This is a genomic window from Pseudomonas sp. 18175 (assembly GCF_050432925.1).
In the GTDB taxonomy this organism is placed as follows: Bacteria; Pseudomonadota; Gammaproteobacteria; order Pseudomonadales; family Pseudomonadaceae; genus Aquipseudomonas.
The window spans coordinates 270,762-292,025 of sequence record NZ_JBKFTO010000003.1 but is presented as its reverse complement, the minus strand read 5'-3'; the positions used below and the strand labels follow the sequence as shown (position 1 = coordinate 292,025).

The window sequence follows — 21,264 nt, the reverse complement described above, 5'->3', positions numbered from 1 at the left end:
GCAAGCCCGCTCCCACATTTTGCTTTTGTACTTGGCTTGGATTGGAATCAAATCCCGATATTGCCCAAGGTGATCATGATATTGCGCAATGTCCCGGAAATGACCGGGTGCTCAGCGTCAAAATCTATGACGGCCTTGTCTACATCATCGGAGATACTGGGTGACTGCGTAGCCGGCTCCAGGTCAAGCTGCACTTCAAACTTGGCAATCAACCCTTGCAGCGCTTCGCGTTTTTCGTCCGACAGCGGTGGCTCCTGTTCCAGTTGCCCGCGCAGAATCTCGACCTGTTCTTCCAGCTTTTTGCGATCAGGCATGACGTTCTTCCTTTTATCGATAGTCACTGGCATAGACCGCGGCACGCCGTGAAAGGTCTACGGGCTGACCTGTAGATTAATCCACCGGCGCCGACTGTGCATGATCTCGATCAGGGCTTCTCGCCTTTGAGTTGGCGCAGGCTGATATCGTCCAGGCACGTGCCCAGTTCGCCAAGGTGATCGATCACCGAATGCACTCCCAGCCCATACAGCGCTACCGTGGCCTTGCCGCGCTTGTGTTCGCGTTCCTGTTCGCTCAGTGCCTGCCATTGTTCGGGGGGCAGGCCGCACAGCGATCCACAGGAGGCCAGGCCGATGGTCCACAACCCGGCGTTGAGTCCCGATTGCAGTAAGCGCGGTTCACCGCTGACCAGTACGCAACCTTCCAGGCGTTCGATGTTCAATGCCATCAAGGCTTGCCAGCACGCATGGGGCGCGGGCCAACGGATGGAGGAGGGGGGCGTCGCCTTGAGCCAATCGGGTAATACGGCGGCCAGCGGCGTGGTGATGGCGCTGGGCAGCTCATCCAGCCAGGCGCAGGGCACGCCTTGGTCTTTCAGGCTGCGCAAGATTTTCAAGGCGCCTGGTGTGGCCTGGGAGTCGGCGCAGGGGGAATCGGTGCGCGCCTGGGAACCGAAGTCCACCAGGCAGCCACTCAGACCAAACAAAACGGCAGTCAAGGCGGGCGAGCTGGCAACGGCAATCTCGGCGTGGGGCATATCGACATCCCTGAAATAGCTGTGACGCTATCGAGGTCGGATGACAAGCCGATGACATAGGCGTTAATTGTAGGATTTTAGTCAATTTGTATTAGGACTTTTCCCTGCTGCTGCCTAAATGCGTACTTCCGTCATATACTCACGGCCTTATTCAGGGCATAGCGCCCATGACAGACCATTCAAGGAGCAAAAGCTATGCGCTGGAGCCACTACTTCGCTCAGCTGTCGGTGTGTGCCACTGTCCTGCTGGCCCCGTTTGCCGTTCAAGCTGCGTCGGAAGATGATCCCTGGGAAAGCGTCAACCGCCCGATCTTCGCCTTCAACGACACGGTTGACACCTATGCCCTCAAGCCATTGGCTCAGGGCTATCAGTTCGTGACCCCGCAGTTCGTTCAAGACGGCGTGCACAATTTCTTCCGCAACATTGGTGACGTCGGCAACCTGGCCAACAACGTATTGCAGCTCAAGCCGCACGCGGCGGGTACGGATACTGCGCGTTTGCTGATGAACACCACCTTCGGTGTTCTTGGCTTAATCGACGTAGGCACCAAAATGGGGCTGCAGCGCAGCGATGAAGACTTCGGCCAGACCCTCGGCTACTGGGGCTTGGGCAGCGGTCCTTACGTGATGCTGCCGCTGCTGGGCCCAAGTACCTTGCGCGATGCGCCGTCCAAATACGTGGACAGCTACACCCAGCCGTACCGCTACATGAACGATATCGACTGGCGCAACAGCGCTATCGGCCTGAACATTGTCGATACCCGTGCCAGCCTGCTCGACAGCGAGAAGCTGATCACGGGCGACAAGTACACCTTCATCCGTAACGCTTACCTGCAGAACCGTGAGTTCAAGGTTAAAGACGGCAAGGTTGTCGACGACTTTTAAGCTGTGATGTTTTGAAATGAAAAAAGGCGACCCAGTTGGTCGCCTTTTTTGTGTGCGGGTTTCAGCGCATATTCAGGATCTTGAGCCCCAGGTGTTGGTCTTCGCCGTTGGTTTTGGTCCATACCACCTCGGTGTCGGCCTCCAGGCCTTTAAGGGCGGTGTGTTCCGAGTCGATGCGCACCGTCAGGTGGTCGCCGACCTGGAACTGGCGGGGTGCCTGTACCTGCATGCCGGAGCTGGAGAGATCCACGCAAACCCCGGAAATCTCTTGCCCGGCGTGGATCAGAGACACATCGGCATCCACGCGCATACGGATGAAATCGCGTTTTTCGGCGTAGTCGCGCTCGCGTTCGCTCATGGGTTCCATCCTTACTTTGAGTTGTGGTCGTGACTGTTCTTATAACTCCCGGTGATTTGCGGTGTAAAGACGTCCAGCGACCATCGGCATGAGCTTGAAACCCCTGGCGGATGGGAGTACCGTCTGCGCCTTAGAAGGGCACCTCTGCTTTACCGTTGTGCATAGGCCAAAAGCCCGTGCTTTGTAGGACAGAGAGGCTAGAAAGCGAATCCAGTACGTGAGTCCGGCCATTGCCGAACCACCTACGCCAACCTAATTCTGGCGCCGTTTGCCCACATGCAAAAAACCAGTGCCACGCTGCTGATAATCGATGACGACGAAGTAGTGCGCGCGAGTCTCGCGGCCTATTTGGAAGACAGTGGGTTCAGCGTCCTGCAGGCCAGCAATGGCCAACAGGGTCTCCAGGTATTCGAGCGCGACAAGCCCGACCTCGTGATCTGCGATCTGCGCATGCCCCAGATGGGCGGCCTCGAATTGATTCGCCAGGTGACCGAGCTTGCCCCGCAGACCCCGGTGATCGTTGTGTCGGGTGCCGGGGTGATGAACGATGCCGTCGAGGCGCTGCGCCTGGGCGCTGCCGACTACCTGATCAAGCCCCTGGAAGACCTGGCGGTGCTGGAGCACTCGGTGCGCCGCGCCCTGGATCGTGCGCGGCTGTTGCTGGAAAACCAGCGCTATCGCGAAAAGCTCGAAACCGCCAACCGCGAACTCGAAGCCAGCCTCAACCTGCTCCAGGAAGACCAGAACGCGGGTCGCCAAGTGCAGATGAACATGCTGCCGGTCAGCCCTTGGACCATCGACGAATTTCAGTTTGCCCACCAGATCATCCCATCACTGTACTTGTCGGGTGATTTTGTCGACTATTTCCGCGTCGACGAGCGGCGCGTGGCGTTCTACCTGGCCGATGTGTCCGGCCATGGTGCTTCCTCGGCGTTTGTCACCGTGTTGTTGAAGTTCATGACCACGCGGCTGTTGTTCGAATCCAAGCGCAATGGCACCTTGCCGGAGTTCACTCCCTCTGAGGTGCTGGGCCACATCAATCGGGGCCTGATCAGCTGCAAGCTGGGCAAGCACGTGACGATGGTCGGCGGCGTGATCGATGAAGAAACCGGTCTTTTGACCTACAGCATTGGCGGTCACCTGCCGATGCCTGTGTTGTACACCCCTGACAGTGTGCGTTACCTGGAAGGCCGTGGTCTGCCTGTTGGCTTGTTCAATGAAGCCACCTACGAAGACCACATCCTGGAGTTGCCGCCGACGTTCAGCCTGACGCTGATGTCCGATGGCATCCTGGACCTGCTTCCAGAGCCTACACTCAAGGAGAAAGAAGCCGCCTTGCCCCAACGGGTCAAGTCGGCGGGCGGCAGCCTGGATGGCCTGCGGCAAGTGTTTGGATTGGCCACGCTGGGGGAGATGCCGGATGATATCGCCCTATTGGTGTTGAGCAGGAATCTTTGATGAGTACCGGAAGAATCCAATTCGCCGAGCAAGACGGGACTTTTGTCCTGAAATTTGTCGGTGAAGTGCGCCTGACCTTGTGTTCGGCGCTGGATGCGACGATTGAGCGGATTTTCACAGCGCTGAATTTCTCGGCGATCGTGATCGATCTGACCGAAACCCGCAGCATCGATAGCACCACCCTTGGGTTGTTGGCCAAGCTGTCCATTCTGTCTCGGCAGAAGGTTGGCCTGTTGCCGACCGTCGTCACTACCCACGAAGACATCACTCGTCTGCTGCAGTCCATGGGCTTTGACCAGGTGTTCAACATTGTTGATCGCCCGATTCCATGCCCGGAATGCCTGACTGACCTGCCATCCCAGGATCAGTCCGAGGAAGTCGTGCGGGTCAAGGTATTGGAGGCGCACAAGATCCTGATGGGCTTGAACGAGTCCAATCGTGAAGCCTTTCACGACTTGGTCAACGCGCTAGAGCGCCACTGATCTCGACTTGAAACACAATCTAAATGTGGGAGCGGGCAAGCCCTAATGCCAGTCAGTTAAGGGCAAACACCGTCAGTGTGGCGAGGGAGCTTGCTCCCGCTGGGCCGCGTAGCGGCCCCAAAGATGGGACTGCTGCGCAGTCCAGCGGGAGCAAGCTCCCTCGCCACAGGTTAGCTTTTACTCTTTCTAACCCTTAACTGACTGGCATTAGGGCAAGCCCGCTCCCACAGTTGAGCAGTGATCGGCATGAGATTGCACAAAAAAGGGCGGTACCCTCACAGGTACCGCCCTTTTTTTGCTGCTGCCGGCTTTACAGCTTGGCAGTTAGCAGTGCTTCCAGCTTCTCCTGATCCCGAGCAAACTGACGAATGCCCTCCGCCAGCTTCTCGGTCGCCATCGCATCTTCGTTGGACTCCCAGCGGAATTGCGCTTCAGTCAGATGCACGCGGGCTTCACCGGCATGCCCTGGCGACAGCTTGCGCTCCAGCTTGCCGTTGTCGGCCGCCAGTTTTTCCAGCAGGTCCGGGCTGATGGTCAGGCGATCACAGCCAGCCAGCTCTTCGATCTGGCTCAGGTTGCGGAAGCTTGCGCCCATGACCACGGTCTTGTAGCCATTGGCCTTGTAGTAGTTGTAGATGCGCGTTACCGACTGCACGCCCGGGTCATCGGAGCCGGTGTAGTCATTACCGTTGGCCTTCTTGTACCAGTCGTAGATACGGCCTACGAACGGCGAAATCAGGAACACACCCGCTTCTGCGCACGCCACGGCCTGGGCGAAGGAGAACAGCAGGGTCAGGTTGGTCTGGATGCCTTCTTTTTCCAGCTTTTCGGCGGCGCGGATGCCTTCCCAGGTGGAGGCGATCTTGATCAGCACACGGTCGCGGCCAATGCCGGCCTTTTCGTACAGGTCGATCAGGCGGTGCGCACGCTTGAGCACGGCGTCAGTGTCGAACGACAGGCGGGCATCCACTTCAGTGGAGATGCGGCCTGGTACGACTTTGAGGATTTCTTGACCCACCGCCACTGCAAAACGGTCACTGGCCAGGCCGACATCACCGTTGCAATCCTGTACGCATTCATCCAGCAACTTGGCATAGGCCGGGATCGACGCGGCTTTGAGCAGCAGGGAAGGGTTGGTGGTGGCGTCTTGCGGTTTGACACGAGCGATAGCTTCAAAATCGCCAGTATCGGCTACGACGGTGGTGATTTGTTTGAGTTGTTCCAGCTTGGAAGTCATGGGCGTGCTCTGTCCTATGGGTCTGATGACATTACCCGAGCGCAGACAGCCACTCAAGGGCGCAAATGCGTTCAGCGGCCCGTCATGGCAACAACCTGAGAACAGTCGTTTGAATGACGGGCCTGACTGCTAAATAGGAGGGCAAAACGTGCCGCAGGTTCAACTCGACAGCGCGTTCAGCGTCCTTCCAGCAATTCGCCAGCTTTATCCAGTAGCGCCAACGGATCCGCTGCCTTGTGAATATCGACCGACAACAACTGCCGAAACTTACGCGCCCCCGGGAAACCCGTGCCCAGTCCCAGGATGTGGCGGGTGATGTGATGCATGGACCCACCCGTTGCCAGGTGCTCTGCAATATAAGGCCGTAGTTGTACCAGCGCCTCGGCCCGAGTGATCACCGGCTGCGTGCTGCCAAACAACTGCTGGTCCACCTCTGCCAGCAGATACGGGTTGTGATAAGCCTCACGGCCCAGCATCACCCCATCAAACGTCTGCAAATGTTCATGGCATTGTTCCAGCGTCTTGATGCCGCCGTTGAGCACGATCTCCAGCTCAGGGAAGTCCTGTTTCAACTGTGCTGCCACGTCATAGCGCAACGGTGGAATATCGCGGTTTTCCTTTGGCGACAACCCTTCGAGAATCGCAATCCGAGCATGCACGGTAAAGCTGGTGCAGCCAGCATCCTTCACCTGGCCGACAAAATCACAAAGCTCGGCATAACTGTCCCGGCCATTGATCCCGATCCGATGCTTGACCGTTACCGGGATCGACACCGCATCACGCATCGCCTTCACGCAATCGGCCACCAGGGCTGGATGCCCCATCAGGCAGGCGCCGATCATGTTGTTCTGCACCCGGTCACTCGGGCAGCCGACGTTAAGGTTCACCTCGTCATACCCGCCCGCCTCAGCCATACGCGCGCAGGCCGCCAGGTCGGCCGGAACGCTTCCGCCCAATTGCAGCGCAAGCGGGTGCTCGGCTTCGTTATGGCGTAGGAAACGCTCATGGTCGCCATGCAGAATCGCGCCCGTGGTAACCATCTCGGTGTAAAGCAGGGCGTGTTTGGAGAGCAGGCGCAGGAAGAAGCGGCAGTGGCGGTCTGTCCAATCCATCATCGGCGCGACAGAAAAGCGGCGGGAAAGAGCTTGCGGTGAAGCGGTCGTCAGGGGCATTGGGCAATCTGAATGGGTAGGGCAGAGGGCGTGAGTTTATCAGGAATCCATTGGTAGGATTCCCAGTCAGCCTCTGCGACTCATCGTCAGCCCGTAACAACCGTCCCATTATGAAAAATCTCGCGCCGGGCCCGGCGGCTGATGTTTTCATGTTTGCTCAGCAGGTACATCTCATTAAAGCGGCTCATATCAACGCCGGTGTATTTGCCGAGTTCTTCATGAACCATCCGGTCGTAGTCCCGCTCGATCACGAACCGGAAAATCTCCCGGCGGTAATAGAAGCCGAATTGGAACGCCAGCACTTCGGTCAAATGATCAGTGGGGGTAAGGAAGCAGTTTTCCAGGTCGATCGCCTTGGCGAGCGTGGGTTGCTCCAGGTTCACCATCACATTGTTGGCCCAGAAGTCCATGTGCACGATGTTTTTGCTGTGCAGGGCATGTAGCAGATTGAACGACACGCGGATCAGGCTCTGGATGTCGCGTTCCTGCTTGAGCCATTCCAGCCCATTGAGGTGGCCATCGAGCATCTCGGTGAAGATGAAGAACTCTTGGATCAAGCCCAACGCAGACTTGCGGTAGCCGAAGCCGTACAGGCTGGCGACTGGGGCGCCGCGTTGCTGTGCGCCGAAGGTGTTGATGACTTCTTCTACCGGCCAGTCGAATGCGCCATCGCGCTTTGCACGGCCGAAAGTGACTCTCAGTTTGGGGCGCAGGCTGTCGAGCGGCTGGGATTTGGCGAACAGGTCGCTCTCCATCCCTTTCAGTGGGGCGCTGATACGGTCTTGCAACTGATGCCGTGCGTCGATCAGATCCTGAATCGCCTGCTGAGCGCTGATGTCAGTGCTGTCTGCGGTGAACACCGTCGCGTTGCGATGGTTGAGTGTCGTGGGAAAACTCTGAAGCACACTTCTGTCAGGAAAACTCAAAACACGTCCTTGTCATACATGAAATATGTAGGACATATTACAGGCGGATGTCATTGGATCCAACCTGAACCTTACCTGTCTGAAAATGAAATTAAGTTCATGAGTGGGTGTTTAAGGGTTTTCCATAATTGACAGGCATTATTTGTTATGGGTGTTTTTTATGCCTGCCCCTATCGCTTTAATGCCCGCCCTGCATCCGTCGGGCGATCAAGTAAATCCCGAGTCCCGCCAATGCCGTGGCCGCGCCAATATAGCCGGTGCTGGTCCAGCCCATCCCCGCCGTAATCGCCATCCCGCCAAACCATGGGCCCAGCGCGTTAGCGAGGTTGAACGCCGCGTGGTTGGACGCAGCCGCCAGGCTAGGTGCCTCATGAGCAATGTCCATCAGGCGGATTTGCAGCGGTGCGGCCAGCGATATCATGGTGCCAACAAGGCCGATGCCCAGCAGTACGCCCCACACGGACCCTGCCGCAAACGGGAAGAACACCAGCACGGCCATCGACCACACCAGGATCAAGCCCACTGCGCGGAACTGCATGCGATCGAACAGCTTGCCGCCGGCGATGTTGCCGATGATCCCGCCCACGCCAAAGGCGGCCAGGCCGAAGGGAATCCACTGGGGCGACACTTTGGTCACTTCGAGCATGGTCGGTGCCAGGTAACTGAACACGCAGAACATCCCGGCAAAACCGATGGCGCCAATGGCCAGGGCCATCCACACCTGCGGTTTGGTGAAGGCGCGCAGCTCCTTGCGTGGGTCGCTGCGGGGTTCGTCGTGGCGGTCGGGAACAAATTGCCAGACCAGAGCGATGGTGCACAGGGCGATAACGCTTACCAGCGCAAACGCCGAACGCCAGCCCAGGTATTGGCCAAGGAACGTAGCAATCGGGTTGCCCAACAGCATCGCCAGGGTCAGCCCCATCATCACCCGCGCGACGGCGCCCGCACGTTTGTCGTTGGGCACCATGCTTGACGCCACCACAGCGGCAATACCGAAGTAGGCGCCGTGGGGCAGGCCGCTGATAAAGCGGAAGGCCACCAGCGAGCCGAAGGTCGGCGTAAACGCGGTAGCCAGGTTGCCCAGGGCGTACAGCCCCATCAGCAACAGCAACATATGTTTGCGCAGCAACTTGGCGCCCAGGATCGCCAGCAATGGCGCGCCGACCATCACCCCCAGCGCGTAGGCGCTGATGGCATGGCCCACTTGGGGCTCGCTCAGGTGCAGGTTACTGGCGATGTCTGGCATCAAGCCCATGATGGCGAATTCGCCGGTACCGATAGCGAACGCGCCCACGGCCATGGCAGCTTCCATTTTGGCAGCGCTGCGCGCGGGCAGGACGTGCCCGGGTGTTTGGTGGATAGACATGGATCGCTCTGTTTGAGTGGATTGCACGAAGGAGCCGCCGATGCTACGCAAGCAACGACGAAGGTGTCTAGAACGGCAGTTGGCGTGAGAGTTCAATGCAGGTTCGGCTAACTGGCGTAGCAAGCCTTTGAGATCCGTCTTATTCACCGTCGCGCCTGTGGCCCTCATTCTTGCGAGGATGAAACTCAAACATTTCCTGCAACCCCTCGATTCTTCCTTCTCCACCCCCAAGGCTGCGCGCAAATTGTTGCGACTGTTCGCCCTTGCGCTGGTGCTGGGGGTGTACGTGGGCGCCTACAGCTACCTGCGTGCTGCGTTCAATGAGGAGATTTCGCTGCGGCGCAGTTATATGAACGAGGCCATCTCCGATGCGCAGAGTTTTTTTGTCAGCCGCCAGACGCTGCTCAAGAGCCTGGGCCTTTCCACTGTGCGCCATCTCACGCCGCCCAAAGGCAACCTCAATGAAGTGCCGGCCGAAGAAGTGCATATCACCCTGGGCGAAGCCGGCAATATCTGGAGCCTATGGTTGACCCGGCGCATGCTGGATTATCTACAAAGCAACCAAGTCAATTTGATCTACGTGGCCCAGCGTGCTGAGCCGGTGGTAGAGCGTTTGTTCACGGTGGCGGCCACCCCAGGCGACGTGCCGGAGCCTGTGCTGCGCCGATTGATGGCGGTGGACACCGGCAACGTGTCGGTCAGCGACGAGTTGTGGCTGACCGAGCAAAGCCAGCTGGATTCGCCGCTGTATATCTTCACCCGCCTGGACGAGCGCAACCCCGCCTCGGGCTGGCTGGGCCTGGAGGTGGACGGCCCGGACCTGATCAACGCCTTGCAGCATGAAAAGGCCGGCGACTTTATGTTGCTCGACGGCGCCGGTGAGTTGATTTTCAGCAGTGCGGCCCATCAACCGACGGTGGCGCAGGTATTGCGCCAGCATCACGCCACGGCCCGTTTCGGCTGGGAAGGTAGCCGTTGGTTGCCGGATCGCTTGGCCATTCGTAAACGATTGGGTTACTCGCAGTGGCAGATCGTTTATAGCTTGGAGCTCAGTTCCCTGATGCCCAGCCTGGCCTTGCCGTCGCTGGTCTGCTTATTGGTCTGTGTGTTGGCCAGTGTGCTGATGGTGCGCCTGGTGCGGCGCATCGATCAGCGCTTGATCATTCCGGCGGCCAATCGCATCGAGGCCTTGGTGGAAAGCGAGGCGTTCAGCAGTGCTGTGATTCGTATCGCGCCGGTGGCCTTGTGCGTACTGCGCCGCAGCGACGGTGAAGTGGTGTTGGAAAACCCCTTGTCGCGCCAATGGCTGGGCAATGGGCGCGAACGTCGGCAGCTGTGCCACGATTGGATTCGCCGCGCGTTCGATGACGCCGAACAAAGCAGCACCGATGAGCTGCAAATGGCCGATGGTCGCCACCTGTTCCTGAGTTTTGCACCCACCCGTTATCAGCGTGAAGAAGTGCTGATCTGTGCGTTCAGCGATATCACCGAGCGCAAACAGGTGGAACTGGCCTTGCAGCAGGCGCGCACCCTCGCGGACGCGGCCAACGAGGCCAAGACCCTGTTCCTGGCGACCATGAGCCACGAGATCCGCACGCCTCTGTATGGCGTGCTCGGCACCCTGGAACTGCTGGCCCGCACCGATCTGAACAACCAGCAGCGCGGCTACTTGAATGCCATCGAAGGCTCATCCGCCAACCTGCTGCAACTGATCTGCGATGTGCTGGATGTATCAAAGATCGAGGCCGGGCAACTGTCCTTGGAGCTCACCGTGTTTTCGCCGCTGGAACTGGTGCAGGAAGTGATCCAGGGCTACGCCGGCGCTGCGCAAAGCAAGGGCCTGCAACTGTTCGCCTGCCTTGACCCGCAGTTGCCCGACCAGGTGCGCGGCGATGTCACGCGCATCCGCCAGATTCTGAACAACCTGCTCAACAACGCACTGAAGTTCACCGAAAGCGGGCGCATCGTCTTGCGCTTGCGCCTGGAGAGCCGGGAAGGGGAGCGCGCCATGTTGCAATGGCAAGTGGTGGATACCGGTAAAGGTATTGCGGCGCAGGATCAACAGTACCTGTTCGAGCCATTTTTCCAGGCCAATGGCAATGCCAATGTGGTGGCGGGCACCGGGCTTGGATTGTCGATCTGCAAGCGCCTGGTGCACTTGATGAACGGCACCTTGCGGGTGGTCAGCGAGCCGGGGCTGGGCAGCAGCTTTACCTTTATTTTGCCGCTGGAGCAGGTCAGCGCCGGCGTACCCTGGGCGCTGCCACTGTTGGGCGAGCGGATTTATGTGGTGTCGCCGGTGCGTGAACTGGCCGAGAGCATCGGCGGCTGGCTGCGCCGTTGGGGCGCGCGGGTGCAGTTGGGCGTGCCGGAGTCGGCCGAGACGGACCCCGGCGCGGTGTTGGTGGAGCTCTACCCCGGTGCGGCCGATATTGGCGAACGCCTGCGCTGGTCCGGCCCGCGGGTGATGGCCGCCGCCGATGAGCACGGTTTTTGCCAGGGGCCTGGCGCGTGCTGGCAAATCGGCCTGAACAACCTGCACGCCCTTAATCGTGCGGTCAGCCGCGCCCAGGGCATTGAGGAACACCTGTCGCCGGCCATCAGCGAGGTGCCGGCGGATTTCAACCTGAACCTGCGCCTGCTGGTGGCCGAAGACAACCTGATCAACCAGTTGATCCTGCGCGATCAACTCGAAGAACTCGGCTGCACCGTGGTGCTGGCCGGCGACGGGGTGGAAGCACTGTCACTGTGGGGCGAAACTGCGTTCGACATGATCCTCACCGACGTCAACATGCCGCGTATGAACGGCTATGAACTCACCGAGCAACTGCGCCGTTTGGGCTGCGCGCTGCCGATCATCGGCGCCACCGCCAACGCCATGCTCGACGAAGCCGAGCGCTGCCTGAATGCGGGCATGGATCATTGTCTGGTCAAACCCTTCACCCTGCGTGCCCTCTACCAATGCCTGCATCGCTATCAGGGGAGTGTGCTTTGAGTGCCTACCGCGTGCTCATTGTGGAAGACCACCCCTTTCAGCACGAGTACCTGATCAACCTCTTCCAGGCCATCGGTGGCTTTGAAGTCGATGCGGTGTGGGACGGCGCGACCGCGATGCAGCGCATGGCCCGCCAGCGTTACGACCTATTGCTCAGCGATTTGATGATGCCGGGCATGGACGGCGTGCAACTGATCCAGCAACTGGCCACCCTCCCGGCGCCACCGGCCCTGGCACTGATGAGCGTGTCGTCGCGGCGCATGCTGGTGGGGGCCGGGCAAGTGGCGGACAACCTGGGGCTGACGGTGGCCGGGCTGCTCTCCAAACCTGTGCGCGAGCCCCAGGTGCGCTCCCTGCGTGACTGCCTCGACAAACTGATGGAGCAGGCCCGCACGCCTTGCTGTCGGCGCGGCATCAGCCTGGCGCGGGACAACTTGGTCCGCGCCTTGGGCAATGGCGAGATCCAGGCCTGGTTCCAGCCCAAGAAGTCTTTGCATGATGGGCGCATCGTCGGTGCCGAAGCCCTGGCCCGTTGGATACATCCGGTCGAAGGCTTGCTGCTGCCAGGTCAATTCCTCGGAGAAATCGAGCGCCTGGGCCTGGAAACCCAACTGCTGACCTGCATCCTCAAGCAAACCCTCACCGCCCAGGCCCAATGGGCACAGCTGGGTTATCGCCTGCCGGTGTCGATCAACCTGCCGACCCACTTGCTCGACCAGTGCGACCTGGTGGACCAGCTCTTGGCCCAGGTGCAGTCAAGTGACGCCGAGCCCCGGCAAATTACGTTCGAGTTGATGGAAAGCTCCACCACGCTGCTGCCCAGTAACTACTACGCTGGAGCATGCCGCTTGCGCATGATGGGTTTCGGGCTGGCGCAGGATGATTTCGGCAAAGGCTTCAGCTCCTACTTCAATTTGGTGTCCACGCCGTTCAATGAGGTCAAGATCGATCGCTCCCTGGTGCACGGCTGTGCCGACAACGACAGCCTGGCCCAGGCCCTGCAAAGCATCGTCGAACTGGGCCGCAAACTTGGGCTGACCACCATTGCCGAAGGCGCCGAAACCCAGGCGGAGTTGGCGGTATTGCGGCGGATTCGCTGCGATCAGGTACAAGGTTTCCTGATTTCCCAAGGCGTCGCTGCGGATAAATTCAGCGCGTTGTTGATCGAAGATGGCCCTGCGCCAGCACTTATCTGAACGCGCAAGGTCACACAGTCAAGAAGCCCGAAGGAAGGGTCGCCCGCTACGCCGGGCGTTATTGGCCAATGCCGGGATCAAGCATAGGCCCCACGTCCTGATTCAGGCTTTCGCGGTATTGACGATGAAACATGCAAGTCTGCGCCTGGACAAACTGGCGCAAAGTTCCCAGCGCCTGAACAAAGCCCTGTTGCTGCTCACCGGGCTCGCCTTGTTGCTGTCCAGCAGTTGCTACTGGGCCGTGTCGCGCCTGCTCGATGCCGAGCAGGAAAAGGTCGAGTTTCACTTTGCCCGTGTGGTGGAAATCATCCATGAGCACGAGGCTTTCCTGCGCAACGTGGCCCAGGGCTACAGCCGCAGCAATGCACCGCCATTGCCGGCCGTGCAGTCCACCTCGGTGGTGGAGTTGCAGCGCGATGCCGGGCAGGTACTGCTGCAGGCCAAGGGGTTTGCCTTGTCGCTGCCGTTTACCTTGTCCCACGATGCCGGGTTTTCAGCGGATGACACGCGCCGGGCGTTGGCTTTTGGCGTGCAATTGACCGACTACTACGGGGGGTATTGGGCCAGCTCTTTTTATGCCTCGCCCCAACTGTTCGTGTTCGCCCCGAACAACCTCGCAAGCCTCGCCGTGCCAGGTGTTGGCGGCCTGCGCCAGCATCAGCCGTTACTACGCGAGCACTACCGCGAAGTGGTCAGCCGCCTGCAGCAATTGCAACAGAGCCAGCGCACCTTGCTCACCGACAGTCGCGTGCGCTGGTTGCGTGCGCCGCCGCAGCTGTATCGCAACAGCCGCAACGTGGTCGCCATGATCGGCCTGGACGCCCCGGCAGCGATCTTGCCCGCCAACCAACCCCAAGGCTTGCTGACGCTGGCGGCGGTGGTGGACACCTCCCAAGTCGATGAAATCGAGCGTGTGCTCAGGCTGTCGGTCTACAACCAGTTCACCTTGATCGCCCCCGAGGGCGACGTGTTGCTCGGTAGCCTCGGGGATGAGCACATGGCGCCCCTGGGCCTGAGCTTCAGCCGCCTGGGTTTGCGTTTCAAGATGGTCAGCGAGGGCGGTGAACACTGGACCGGTTTGTACGCCATCAGCTACCAGGACTTTTTGCGCTACGCCAAGTGGCCGTTGCTGGGGCTGGGCCTGACCTTTCTCGCCGCCATCCTGCTGGGCTGGTGGATCAACCACTGGTACAAAACCCGCATCGTCAGCCCGGCCCAGCGTGCCCAGGAGCGCCTGTTCGAGAGCGAAGCCTTCAACCGCATCATGCTGCACAACGCCCCGGCCGGCCTGTGCGTAGTGCGGCGCAACGACTGTCAGTTGCTGCTGGAGAACCAGCGCGCCTTGCACCTGCGCGGCACCGCGCCGCTGTTGGAAGTGCTCAAGGCCAACCACGGCACCGACACCCCCGGCGAGATGTGCCTGGCGGTAGAAGGGCGCTTCTTGCAGGTTGTGGTGGTGGCCGCGCGTTATGAGGGCGAGGACGTGTTTCTCTGCGGCTGCAACGACATCACCCGGCATGTGGACGAAGCCCAATTGCTCAACCAGGCGCGTCAGGAAGCCACCGCCGCCAACGAGGCCAAGACGGTGTTCCTGGCCACCATGAGCCATGAAATCCGCACACCGCTGTACGGCGTGCTCGGCAACCTGGAGCTGATGGCCCTCACCGACATGAGCGAGCGCCAGCGCCAGTACCTGGAGATCATCCAGGGCTCATCCACCGTACTGTTCCAGTTGATCAGCAACGTGCTGGACGTGTCGAAAATCGAGTCCGGGCAAATGGCGGTGGAGGCCACGCCGTTCAATCCGCGCCAATTGGTCGAGGAGGCGGTGCTGGCGTTTAGCGCCACCGCCCGCAACAAGGGTTTGCAAATCGATGCCGAGATCGACCCACAGTTGCCCATGCAATTGCGCGGCGATGCGGGGCGCATCCGGCAGATCCTGCACAACTTGCTGGGCAACGCCATCAAGTTCACCGACTCCGGCCGAGTGCGCCTGCGCTTGACCGTGCAAGCGATGCTGGAGCACGAAGTGGCCTTGCAATGGCAAGTCACCGACACCGGCGTGGGCATTCCCGAGAAAGCCTTGGAACAATTGTTCAAACCCTTTTACCAAGTGGCCGGCGGTCAGGACGGCAATGGCGCGGGCCTGGGCCTGTCGATCTGTTCGCGCCTGAGTGAATTGATGGGCGGCAGCATGCGCGTGGTCAGTGAGCCGGGACTGGGCAGCAGTTTTTCCCTGCTGATCACCTTGCCGGTGCTCGACAGCGTGCCGTCGGTGGCCACCCCGGAGCTGGCGTTGCCGTGCCTGGATGCGCCGTGCCTGAACGTGCGGGTGCTGGTGGCCGAAGACAACCCAGTCAGCCAGGCCGTGCTGCGCGAACAACTCGAAGCCCTCGGCGCCCAGCCCACCGTGGCGCGGGACGGCGAACACGCCCTGCAAATCTGGGGCTCGCAACCCTTCGACCTGGTCATCACCGACATCAACATGCCTCGCCTCAACGGCTACGACCTGGCCCGCGCCCTGCGCGAACAAGGCGTGCAGGTGCCGATTATCGGCGTCACCGCCAATGCCCTGCGCGAAGAGGGCGAGCGCTGCCTGGCCGTGGGCATGAACGCCTGGGTGGTCAAGCCGCTGAGCCTGAGCATGTTGCGCCAGGCGTTGATGGCCCACTGTTGCCGGGCATCCACCGCCAGCGCGCCACCGGGGGACCGCGATGGCTGGATCGACTTATCGCCTGCCATGCGTCGGCTGATGGGCGATACCTTGCTGGCGGATGTGCGGCAGATTGAGCAAGGGTTGGCCAGCGCCGACAGCACCTTTGTGCGCGAGCGCCTGCACAGCCTCAACGGTGCGTTGGCCAGTGTGCGTGCCAGCGTGCTGTCCGGTGTCTGCCAGGCCTGGGAAAACACCCTTTACGAAGGCCCGCTGGATGCCCGCGCCACGGCACAGATCCGCGTGCTGTGCGCGCGGCTGACGGCGGTAGCGCAGTGCTTGCTGGCCGAGTCCACAGCCCATGACAAGGAAGAAAAATGATGCGAGAAATGAACGTCGTCATCGCCGATGACCATCCGATCGTGCTGGTGGGCGTACGCGAAATTGTGCAACGCGATGCACGCTACACCCTGGTGGGCGAGGCGGTCAGTTCCAGTCAGTTGATCGAACACCTGCGCACCCACCAGCCCCAGGTATTGATCACCGATTTCAACATGCCCGGTGACGACACCTACGGCGACGGTCTGAAGCTGATCGAATACATCCTGCGGCACTTTCCGCAGACTCAGGTGCTGGTGCTGACCATGATCTCCAACAGCCTGATCCTCACCCGCTTGCAGGAATTGGGGGTGGCGGGAGTGATCCAGAAAAGCCATTTGCACGGCGAAATCGAAAAAGCCCTGAACGCCATCAGCGCCCAGCGCAGCTACCAGCCGCCAGAGCAGGCGGCGACTTCAGTGGTGGGCAACCCCAATCAGGTGCAGCAGCGCTTTCAGAGCCTGTCGCCTCGGGAGATGGAAGTGCTGCGCCTGTTTGTGACGGGCATGAGCGTGAGCGATATCGCCCGGCAATTGAGCCGCAGCAACAAGACCGTCAGCGCGCAGAAGATCTCGGCGATGCGCAAGCTGGAAGTGGACAGTGACCAGGCGCTGCTGACCTATTGCATCGAGGCCCGGCAGTTCCAGTAGTCAGCGATAGGTGATTTGCATCAGCAGCATGGCGTTGTAGCTGCCCGCTTCGGGCAGCGTCCCCACCGACACCGGCGTGACCTGCAAGGTCAGTTCCAGCGGCTGGTCGGTCACCGGCCACGTGCCGATGTCGCCCAGGCCCAAATCGGCCTTGGCGTTTTTATTCAGCAGTGCAAAACGCAGGCCCAGGGCTGGACGGCTGGTGAGCAGGGTGTGGGTGTCGACACTGCCCAGGCCTGCCGAGAGGGTCAGGCTGACCTCGCTGCCGGCCTGGCAATCGAACACCAGTGGCACTTCGGTGGCGACCGCGCTGTTATCGGCCAATTGGCTGATGTTCACCGCGCCCAGGTCAACCTGTTGGGTGCTGGGAAAGCGTGGCGCACACGGTGGAGCAATGAGCTTGCCGCTTACATCGATACGGGTTTCGTCCGCTGGCTGCGCGGCCACTGCGCTGCTCAGTGCCAGCAGCGTCCATAACAAGGCTTTCATAGGTAGTTAATCGTCATGACCATGGACGAGCTGAACGCCCCCGGCGTTTGCACGCCCAGGGGGATCAGCTTGGCGTTGAGGCTGATATCCACGTTGCCGCTCAAGTTGCTGTAGGCCTTGGTTGAACCGTCGAGCGTCGCGGGCAGGTTGGTGTCGGCCCACAGCAGCGACACGCCGAGGGTGTCCATGCTGGTCTTGGCCACCGTGGCTGTGTGCGTGCCGCTATTGGCGCTGAAGCTCACGGTGAGGGACGAATTCGCCGGGCACACCATGCGCACCGGTACCGGGCGGGTCGACGCACTGGCCACCTGGTCTGTGCGCACCTCGCCGAATTCGGCGATCAAGGTGGTGCTGGTGCTCAGCACGCAGGGTGGGCGGGTGAGGGTGCCGCGTACGGTGATGTTCACTGTGTCTGCGGCCTGGGCGGTAGTACCTAGAAGGGCCAGGGCGAGCAACGAGATTTTCATGGTCGGGGCCTCACAGGTAGTCGATGGTCAAGGTGTATTGGCTTTGGAAAGCACCGGACGGCGATTGCCCTGGCTCCAGCACCGGCACGAAATTCAGATCCAGCGTGTTGGGGCCTGTGGTCAGGGGCTTGTTGATGGCCGAGTTGAAGTTGACCGGGTCCTGGCCCCATTTGGCCTGCATATTCAGGCCGGGTAGGGTGGTGCGCGACAGGCCGCTGCTGCCATTGACCACTGCCTGGCTCGGGGTCAGGGTCAGGCTGGCGCGCATAGCTGAGGGGCAGTTGATTGAAATGGAGGTGCGTTGAGTGTTGTCGCTGACGTTGGCGCTGCTGAGCGTGCCGAAGTTCAAGTCGACACTGCCGGGTGAACTCAAGCTGCAACTGGTCGCGGAGACGTTGTAGATGAACATGAGGGAATGAATCCATTCCGCATACGCCGGATAGTTAACGGCGGTCACGCCCAGATCGATTCTGGCCATGCGTCGCCCCGGCGTACTCGGTGCCGTGCCCACCACGTAGTAGGTGTAGGACACCGAGCTTCCGGCCGCGATCCCCGCGCATCTTCCACCCAGGCAGGACGACGCGTAGGTGCCCAGGGGGATCTGGAGCATATAGGTGTAGCTATAGGGGTCCAGAACCTGAAGCCGAGCGGGATTCGTACCGGAAACCGGGGTGATTTGCAGGTTGTTGCCAGCGCCATAAGGAAACACCCGCACGGCCCGGCAGGTGCCAGAGAAAGGGATTTTTATCTCGGCGCCAGCCTGAAAGGTATAGCCGTCGGCGGGATAGCCCGTCACCGAGCAACTCATGCTGCCGCTGATAAAGGCCTGTGCGTGAAGTGGCAGCAGCCCTGCGATCATCAGCATGAGCAGCGTCGTCAAACCGATACCGCGCATGCCCTCTCTACTTTTCAGGTCCATCGCTACAAATCCTCGGCGCCCGGCCTTTTGGCCGTGCGCTCACATTGAATAGTCAGTTGAGTGATCCCGCTGTCGGCAGAGTTGGCGTTTTCAAGCGTCAGCTCGCGGCTGCACCATGGCTGGCCATCAACGCTGATCAGTAAGCGCGCCTGCGATGGCACGCCCGTCAGGTAGGCACGCCCCCTGTCTGCTACGAGGGTGCTGCCCAGGGAGCCGCCATCCACTGCGAACAGTTCGGCCTTGGCCGCGAAGGGGGCGGGTTCGCCCTGTGCATCGGCGATGTGAAACAGAATCCGCTTGCCGCGCCGGGTTTCGAAGTCCGCCAGTACGAAGGCACCACGGTTGGGCACGACTTCCTGCACCAGTTCGGCAATGTCGACGTCTTCGGGCATTGACTGGGTGTCCAGCGACACACGGTTCTTGCGGTACGGCAAGGCCTGGGGCACCACGGTGTAGCCGTTGGCATTGGTACGCACCCCGCGTTTGTTGGCGATGCCCACATCGGCGGCGCCGGGGGTGGCGACGATCACGTTGGTTTCGCCAAGGGGCTGGCTGAATATCAGGTTGCTGTCGTAGGCCACCACCGAACCTTCGATGCCCATGTCCAGTTGGCGGCTGCCGCTGGATTCGCTGTAGGCACCATGCACGATGGCGTTGGAGGCCTCATACCGCGCCGCAAAGGTGCCACCGGCGCTGCGCTGGTTGGCGCTGACTTGCTGCGAAACGCCGGCGCTGTAGGCCAGGGTGTCGTCCTCGAACGCATTGCCACTGAGGGTGGCGGTATGCGACGCCGAACCGTTGGAATTCTGGCTGGTGCTGGCGGTGACGCGCTGGCTGCGCGTGCCGCCCAGGGGCATGCTGATGTTCAACGACAGTGTGCGGTTTTGCGTATCGGCGCCGCGGTTCACGCCAAGCCCCAGGGAGTAAGTGATGCTGCCGGAACTCAAGGTGTAGCCCACCTGCACCGAGGTGTCGGCGCGGGTTTTGTTCCAATACGCGGTCTTGGACACGTTGGCATACAGGCCGCCATACTCGCCCAATTGCTGGGACACGTTGGCGGTGAAGTTGCTTTTCATATGGCCGCTGCGGTAGTTGGCCAGGCCCGTGTCGTTGGTGCGGCTGCTCAAGGCTTCGTTGAACGAGTAGTAGCCCCCGGTGGAGTAGCGATAGCCGATCAGGCTGAAGTTGGTGTCGGTGGCCGTCAGGGATTTGGAGTAACGAAAGCGGAACGACTGGCCGCTGGCGTTGCGTTTGTCCGCGCCCATCGCCTGGCTGTTGGCGTGGGTCACGTCCAGGGAAATCGCGCCAAAACCGGCGAAGTCCTGGGCGAAACCCAACAGGCCGGCGTTGTAGCGATCACTCATCAGGGCACCGCCGAACAGCGTGGTGCTGCCGGTCAAGCCACGGCGCAGGGACGCCTGGATGAAGGTTGGGGTTTCCTGCTCCGAGGTTGATTGCGCCGGGCGGTAGCGGCCAGCGAACACCGAGTAGCTCTGCTGGCCCTCGCGCAACATATACGGCACCGACGAGAACGACTGGGTGTACACCTGGCGCTGGCCATCAGGGCCTTCGACGGTCACTTCGATATCGCCGTTGCCGGCGGTGGGGTACAGGTCGGTCAGGGCGAATGGGCCCGAGGGCACCCATTGCTCGTGGATCACATAGCCACGCTGGCGAATGGTCACCCGCGAACGGCCGTTGGCGATACCGCGCACCACCGGGGCAAAATCCCGCGCCTGGTCGGGCAGCATGTCCAGGTCTGAAGCAATGCCCAGGCCGCGATAGGGGATGGCGTCGAACAGATCGCCTTCGGTGGTGGAGTCGCCCACGGTGGCGATCGCCATCATGTTGCCCATGTCGCGCTGGGCGTAGGTTTCCAGGGACTCCCACTGGCCGGTATCGCCGCTGCCTTTTTTCCAGGTAGAAAAGTTGCGCAGGCGCCAGGCCCCGGCATTGACGCCGCTGCGCAGGCTGCCGAACTGGTCCTCGCGGCGCATGCCGTCAGACTCCGCTTGGCTACCGGAAAAGCTGTAGTTGGTGAATGCCACATGCTCGCCCTGGCTCCACTGGCGGCGGCGCACCTCAAAGGGAATGCTGCCCATGTAGGCCTGGGGGATTTCAATCGCCAGGGTCTGGCGGTTGAAGTCGTAGTCATAGCTGACCCCGGCCAGGCCCTGGTCGAACGCCACGCAGGTGGGGTCGGCATCGCTGCGGTTTTGCAGGGCGCTTTCGGCCACGCCTTGTTCGCGAAAGAACTCGGCATCCAGGCACGGAAACAGCCCGGTGGCCGACTGTTGCGCCGCACCGCTGGCGCGGATGAAGCGCAGGTCGCGCTTGTCGACAAAGCGCTGGTTGATTGACACGTCCACCCGGTAGATCCCCGGCAACTGGCCTTCGCTCATGGCGGCGACCTGCTGCTGCACTGCGGCCGAGCTCTGCCCGCCACCGATCTCCAGGAACGACGCATCGAACTGGTAACCGGCTTGGGCAGGCGCCAAGTGCAGGGCTGCGGCGGCCAACAGCGGGCAGCCGAACGCCTTCACGGCGCGCAGGCGCATGAGTGGGGCTGAACGGGACATGGGCGTTCCTGGAAGGTGGCG

At 60.8% G+C, this 21,264-nt stretch carries 18 protein-coding genes; 7 read left to right on the top strand and 11 right to left on the bottom strand.

Annotated features, from left to right (window positions below):
- Positions 1 to 47: 47 nt before the first annotated feature.
- Positions 48 to 314: a DUF4404 family protein gene (locus ACLD1Y_RS06350; protein WP_429476432.1), complete on the bottom strand. Its 267-nt coding sequence runs from the start codon at positions 312 to 314 to the stop codon at positions 48 to 50.
- A 110-nt stretch (positions 315 to 424) separates the two neighbouring features.
- Positions 425 to 1,033, bottom strand: a complete 609-nt coding sequence (locus ACLD1Y_RS06345) for an HAD family phosphatase (protein ID WP_429476430.1) — start codon at positions 1,031 to 1,033, stop codon at positions 425 to 427.
- Between the two features lie 195 nt (positions 1,034 to 1,228).
- Here ACLD1Y_RS06345 and ACLD1Y_RS06340 point away from each other — a divergent pair, with 195 nt between their 5' ends.
- Positions 1,229 to 1,918, top strand: coding sequence for an MlaA family lipoprotein (locus tag ACLD1Y_RS06340; protein ID WP_429476428.1), 690 nt, complete (start codon positions 1,229 to 1,231; stop codon positions 1,916 to 1,918).
- Between the two features lie 61 nt (positions 1,919 to 1,979).
- Here ACLD1Y_RS06340 and ACLD1Y_RS06335 read toward each other — a convergent pair whose 3' ends face one another.
- Positions 1,980 to 2,276 (bottom strand): PilZ domain-containing protein, encoded by a 297-nt coding sequence (locus ACLD1Y_RS06335; RefSeq protein ID WP_429476426.1) that lies wholly within the window; start codon positions 2,274 to 2,276, stop codon positions 1,980 to 1,982.
- A 276-nt stretch (positions 2,277 to 2,552) separates the two neighbouring features.
- Between ACLD1Y_RS06335 and rssB the strand changes: the two genes are divergently transcribed.
- On the top strand, positions 2,553 to 3,734 hold the full coding sequence (gene rssB, locus ACLD1Y_RS06330; protein ID WP_429476424.1) for a two-component system response regulator RssB: 1,182 nt from the start codon (positions 2,553 to 2,555) through the stop codon (positions 3,732 to 3,734).
- Complete coding sequence (rssC, locus tag ACLD1Y_RS06325) at positions 3,734 to 4,216, top strand: anti-sigma factor antagonist RssC (protein ID WP_003172602.1); 483 nt, start codon at positions 3,734 to 3,736, stop codon at positions 4,214 to 4,216. The genes rssB and rssC overlap by 1 nt, the downstream gene beginning before the upstream one ends.
- Positions 4,217 to 4,526: 310 nt before the next feature.
- Here rssC and tal read toward each other — a convergent pair whose 3' ends face one another.
- The 4 genes from tal to ACLD1Y_RS06305 form a co-directional block, all read right to left on the bottom strand.
- Positions 4,527 to 5,453 (bottom strand): transaldolase, encoded by a 927-nt coding sequence (tal, locus tag ACLD1Y_RS06320; protein ID WP_429476422.1) that lies wholly within the window; start codon positions 5,451 to 5,453, stop codon positions 4,527 to 4,529.
- 176 nt (positions 5,454 to 5,629) lie between these two features.
- Entirely contained in the window at positions 5,630 to 6,625 is a 996-nt protein-coding gene (gene dusA / locus ACLD1Y_RS06315) for a tRNA dihydrouridine(20/20a) synthase DusA (protein WP_429476420.1), read from the bottom strand.
- Positions 6,626 to 6,711: 86 nt separating this feature from the next.
- Entirely contained in the window at positions 6,712 to 7,530 is an 819-nt protein-coding gene (locus ACLD1Y_RS06310) for a lipopolysaccharide kinase InaA family protein (protein WP_429476418.1), read from the bottom strand.
- A gap of 199 nt (positions 7,531 to 7,729) precedes the next feature.
- Positions 7,730 to 8,917, bottom strand: coding sequence for an MFS transporter (locus ACLD1Y_RS06305; protein ID WP_429476416.1), 1,188 nt, complete (start codon positions 8,915 to 8,917; stop codon positions 7,730 to 7,732).
- A gap of 178 nt (positions 8,918 to 9,095) precedes the next feature.
- Between ACLD1Y_RS06305 and ACLD1Y_RS06300 the strand changes: the two genes are divergently transcribed.
- The 4 genes from ACLD1Y_RS06300 (at position 9,096) to ACLD1Y_RS06285 (ending at position 16,789) form a co-directional block, all read left to right on the top strand.
- Positions 9,096 to 11,912, top strand: a complete 2,817-nt coding sequence (locus tag ACLD1Y_RS06300) for an ATP-binding protein (protein WP_429476414.1) — start codon at positions 9,096 to 9,098, stop codon at positions 11,910 to 11,912.
- Positions 11,909 to 13,108: an EAL domain-containing response regulator gene (locus ACLD1Y_RS06295; RefSeq protein ID WP_429476412.1), complete on the top strand. Its 1,200-nt coding sequence runs from the start codon at positions 11,909 to 11,911 to the stop codon at positions 13,106 to 13,108. Before ACLD1Y_RS06300 ends, ACLD1Y_RS06295 begins: the two co-directional genes overlap by 4 nt.
- 124 nt (positions 13,109 to 13,232) lie before the next feature.
- Positions 13,233 to 16,142: an ATP-binding protein gene (locus ACLD1Y_RS06290; protein ID WP_429476410.1), complete on the top strand. Its 2,910-nt coding sequence runs from the start codon at positions 13,233 to 13,235 to the stop codon at positions 16,140 to 16,142.
- Positions 16,142 to 16,789, top strand: a complete 648-nt coding sequence (locus tag ACLD1Y_RS06285) for a response regulator (protein WP_429476577.1) — start codon at positions 16,142 to 16,144, stop codon at positions 16,787 to 16,789. The genes ACLD1Y_RS06290 and ACLD1Y_RS06285 overlap by 1 nt, the downstream gene beginning before the upstream one ends.
- Here the strand turns inward: ACLD1Y_RS06285 and ACLD1Y_RS06280 are convergent, their stop codons facing one another.
- From ACLD1Y_RS06280 to ACLD1Y_RS06265, 4 genes are read right to left on the bottom strand one after another with little or no spacing between them, the layout of a single operon-like run.
- Positions 16,790 to 17,278, bottom strand: coding sequence for a fimbrial protein (locus ACLD1Y_RS06280; RefSeq protein WP_429476408.1), 489 nt, complete (start codon positions 17,276 to 17,278; stop codon positions 16,790 to 16,792).
- The gene (locus ACLD1Y_RS06275) at positions 17,275 to 17,745 is read right to left on the bottom strand and encodes a fimbrial protein (protein WP_429476406.1); all 471 of its coding nucleotides are present in this window, start codon (positions 17,743 to 17,745) and stop codon (positions 17,275 to 17,277) included. Before ACLD1Y_RS06275 ends, ACLD1Y_RS06280 begins: the two co-directional genes overlap by 4 nt.
- A 10-nt stretch (positions 17,746 to 17,755) precedes the next feature.
- A complete protein-coding gene (locus ACLD1Y_RS06270; RefSeq protein ID WP_429476404.1) occupies positions 17,756 to 18,664 on the bottom strand; it encodes a fimbrial protein in 909 nt (302 codons plus the stop codon).
- A gap of 2 nt (positions 18,665 to 18,666) precedes the next feature.
- Positions 18,667 to 21,243 carry a fimbria/pilus outer membrane usher protein gene (locus ACLD1Y_RS06265; protein ID WP_429476402.1) on the bottom strand — a complete coding sequence of 859 codons (2,577 nt, stop codon included), beginning with the start codon at positions 21,241 to 21,243 and terminating at the stop codon, positions 18,667 to 18,669.
- Positions 21,244 to 21,264 lie beyond the last annotated feature (21 nt).